The organism is Bartonella sp. AU18XJBT (assembly GCF_028618595.1).
Lineage (GTDB): Bacteria > Pseudomonadota > Alphaproteobacteria > Rhizobiales > Rhizobiaceae > Bartonella.
In genome coordinates this window covers 1-2,866 of sequence record NZ_JAQITE010000092.1, presented here as the reverse complement: position 1 = coordinate 2,866, position 2,866 = coordinate 1, and the positions used below count along the sequence as shown (strand labels likewise).

At 38.2% G+C, this 2,866-nt stretch carries 4 protein-coding genes and 2 pseudogenes; 3 read left to right on the top strand and 3 right to left on the bottom strand.

What is annotated here, in order from left to right; translation table 11 throughout:
* The 3 genes and pseudogenes from PVV60_RS09965 to PVV60_RS09955 form a co-directional block, all read left to right on the top strand.
* Window positions 1-93: pseudogene (locus PVV60_RS09965) on the top strand (exonuclease); the annotation flags it as partial.
* A 240-nt stretch (window positions 94-333) separates the two neighbouring features.
* The gene (locus PVV60_RS09960; RefSeq protein WP_273724609.1) at window positions 334-582 is read left to right on the top strand and encodes a hypothetical protein; all 249 of its coding nucleotides are present in this window, start codon (window positions 334-336) and stop codon (window positions 580-582) included.
* A gap of 2 nt (window positions 583-584) precedes the next feature.
* Window positions 585-1,625, top strand: coding sequence for a tyrosine-type recombinase/integrase (locus tag PVV60_RS09955; RefSeq protein WP_273724608.1), 1,041 nt, complete (start codon window positions 585-587; stop codon window positions 1,623-1,625).
* A gap of 56 nt (window positions 1,626-1,681) precedes the next feature.
* Here PVV60_RS09955 and PVV60_RS09950 read toward each other — a convergent pair whose 3' ends face one another.
* The 3 genes and pseudogenes from PVV60_RS09950 to PVV60_RS10800 all read right to left on the bottom strand — a co-directional run.
* A complete protein-coding gene (locus PVV60_RS09950; protein ID WP_273724607.1) occupies window positions 1,682-1,981 on the bottom strand; it encodes a HigA family addiction module antitoxin in 300 nt (99 codons plus the stop codon).
* 18 nt (window positions 1,982-1,999) lie between these two features.
* A complete protein-coding gene (locus tag PVV60_RS09945) occupies window positions 2,000-2,281 on the bottom strand; it encodes a type II toxin-antitoxin system RelE/ParE family toxin (protein ID WP_004854509.1) in 282 nt (93 codons plus the stop codon).
* A gap of 415 nt (window positions 2,282-2,696) precedes the next feature.
* Window positions 2,697-2,866, bottom strand: a pseudogene (locus tag PVV60_RS10800) (DNA adenine methylase); the annotation flags it as partial.

Sequence of the window (2,866 nt, the reverse complement as noted above, 5' to 3'; positions counted from 1 at the left end):
GAGCAATACATTGAAGAGATTAATAAAGCGGTCGAAATCTTTTTAGGGGAAATAGAACAAGAGATGGAAAAGATTTTGGCAAAAGCCGCTTAAACCTATGGGGGTGCTCTCTCCTCCCAGCACCCCCGCCCTTTCCTAACAACTTTCAACACATGCGTGCTTCACGCTACGGGTGGATTGTACGCAAATCAAGGAAATAAACCATGGAAAAGAAATACGAACGACTAATCTTATAGTGTCTCTATAAGCCGTTTCTAGCCACACAAACAAAATTTTAACACCAGCGTGATTCACGCCACGAGTGAATTACATCTAAAATGAAGGGGAATAAACATGCCACACCGCCCACCTACTATCACGCAACCAGCTATTGCTCGTGCTTTAAGAGAAGCTAAAAAACAAGGATGTGAACTCATAGAAATCAAACCTACAGGGGAATTATTAATTCATATCAATAAAACCATAACACCAACAACGACAGATAATACTTATAGCATTGACGATTTTCCACCGCTTGAAAATGAAAAAGAAGACTACGAGACCAGCAAAAGCTGCCCCTCTGTCGACGGTATAAAGTTTTAGCCATGCCAAAACGCCGTCCACCGCATCTTGTTCGTGAACGTACACGCCATGGTAAAGTTATATGGTATGTACGTATTGGTCATGGACCACGGTTTCGGATTGAAGGAACCTATGGAACGCAAGAGTTTGTTGACAATTATACGATTGCCATTAAGCAAGCACAAAATGGCTCCTCCAAAACAAAGAGGCGTACCAGACTCACAGAAGGGTCTTTCGATTGGTTGTTGCATCAGTATTTACAAAGCATGCAATGGCATAATCAATCAGAATCCACGAAAAAAGTTAAATATAGGATTCTGAATAATGTTTCTAAACATATCGGTGATCGCGCCTATAAAAGCATAAACAAACAACACATTCTTGAAGCCGTAGACAGAAGGCGAGATACCCCCGCGGCGGCAAGACATTTTTTAACGGCTTTAAATAGTCTTTTCAATTGGGCAGTTGATAACGATCTTTTAAATAGAAATCCTGCTTTTAATATAAAGCCGCCAAAATCCTTTAACGCAGAAGGATTCATACCATGGTTAGAAGAAGATATTGATAAATATTATTACCGTTGGTCACATGGTACACATGAACGTGTATGGATTGACGTCCTTTTATATACAGGTTTACGTCGTGGTGATGCCGTTCGTATCGGCTGGAAAGATATCACAACAGATAATATTATTCATTTAAAAACAGAAAAGAGCCAATTTAAAACAGATGTTTTTCTCCCGATTTTGCCTGAACTCGCAGAAACACTTAAAATTGGACCTATTGGAGATGAAACATTTATTTGCGGTAAAGAAGGTAAAAAACTGACCAAAGAAAGTTTTGGTAATCTGTTTCGTAAAGCTTGTAATGCAGCAGGTATTAAAAAATCAGCGCACGGATTGCGAAAATTAGCAGCAACACGTGCAGCAAATGCAGGTGCGACAGTTTCGCAAATGAAAGCACTTTTTGGCTGGACAGAAGATAAAATGGCATCCCTTTATACCAAAACAGCTGATAGAAAACGACTTGCAATAGAAGCAATCAAAAAGCTACAAAAAAGCTAGGACAATGAGTAGCTGCTAAAAAACAAACCAAAGCCCCGTCAAAATTATGAATGAAATTAATGCGGCGTTTGAAGTGCATCAGAAACCAGAGGAGAAATGGGCGGTTGTGCCTGTTGCATTGTTTGCCATAAATTATAATTCGTTTGCATATCCAGCCAAAATTTTGCTTTACTAAAACCAGCTAGTTCTAATTTCACTGCAAGTTCGGTACTCATAGAGGCATGTCCGTTAATCACTCTTGATAGAGAAGCTCTTGTCATATGGAGATGATCAGCTAACTTTTGTATTGTTATCCCCATTTCTTCTAAGAAAGCTAATTTTAGAACTTCGCCCGGATGTGCGGGGTTATGCATCATTTGTTTTCGTTCCTTTCATCAATGGTAATCTTGATAATCAACAAGCTCCACATCTGTTCCTATAAAGCGAAAAGTAACACGCCAATTTCCATTCACCCATATAGAATAGTATCCTGTAAGTTCACCTTTAAGAGGATGCATTTTAAAGGCAGGTGCTTTCAACATTTCAGGCGTGGTAGCACTTGTTAAAGCCGTTAAAATAACGCGTAACTTTTTCACGTGATCTGATCGAATAGCTTTTGTGGAACCTGTTGTATAAAATAATTTTAAGCCCTTATGTTTGAAACTCACAATTGCCATTAGCGCCCCTTATCGTATACTATAACTATACGGTTAATGACAATAAGAGTCAAGCATCACACTGGAAAATCTGGTTTCATATTTTGATAAAATGTCTGAGAATAAGCGACAAAAAGGTTCGGGATAGACGTAAAAATAAGTTAAAAAAATCAATGGAATCAAAATTCCCGAACTTTTATATAACCTATTGATTTTATATAAATATAACGCTCCCACCCCCTCCGCCACAGCACTTTTATCGTGCTATAACTTATTGATTTTTTATGTGTTTTTTTACTGTAGCTTGTCGGCGGGTTTTGTATATTTTGCCACTAGGTTTTGTACCAATTTATTTTTTTCAAAAGATTTTTAAGGGGTTCTCAAAGGGTCTTCAAAGGTTATTTAAAGACCCTTTAATGTATCTTTTCTCTTCATCCTAAAAGTCGCAATTTGAGATGATGAGCTCTCGAGCCGCAGTTGGATCATTTGAACCACATGTATAAGATGTATTCACCTCTTTTATCTTAAATTGGTTAAAGGTTTTTCGGATCTCAGGCACATCATTGAGAGACAGAAGAAATTTTCCCTTTAATTGCGCAAGCAGTG

Excerpts from the sequence above, each read along its gene's own strand:
- PVV60_RS09960 (WP_273724609.1), top strand. The coding sequence starts at position 334 with ATGCCACACCGCCCACCTACTATCACGCAACCAGCTATTGCTCGTGCT.
- PVV60_RS09955 (WP_273724608.1), top strand. The coding sequence starts at position 585 with ATGCCAAAACGCCGTCCACCGCATCTTGTTCGTGAACGTACACGCCAT.
- PVV60_RS09950 (WP_273724607.1), bottom strand. The coding sequence starts at position 1,981 with ATGATGCATAACCCCGCACATCCGGGCGAAGTTCTAAAATTAGCTTTC.
- PVV60_RS09945 (WP_004854509.1), bottom strand. The coding sequence starts at position 2,281 with ATGGCAATTGTGAGTTTCAAACATAAGGGCTTAAAATTATTTTATACA.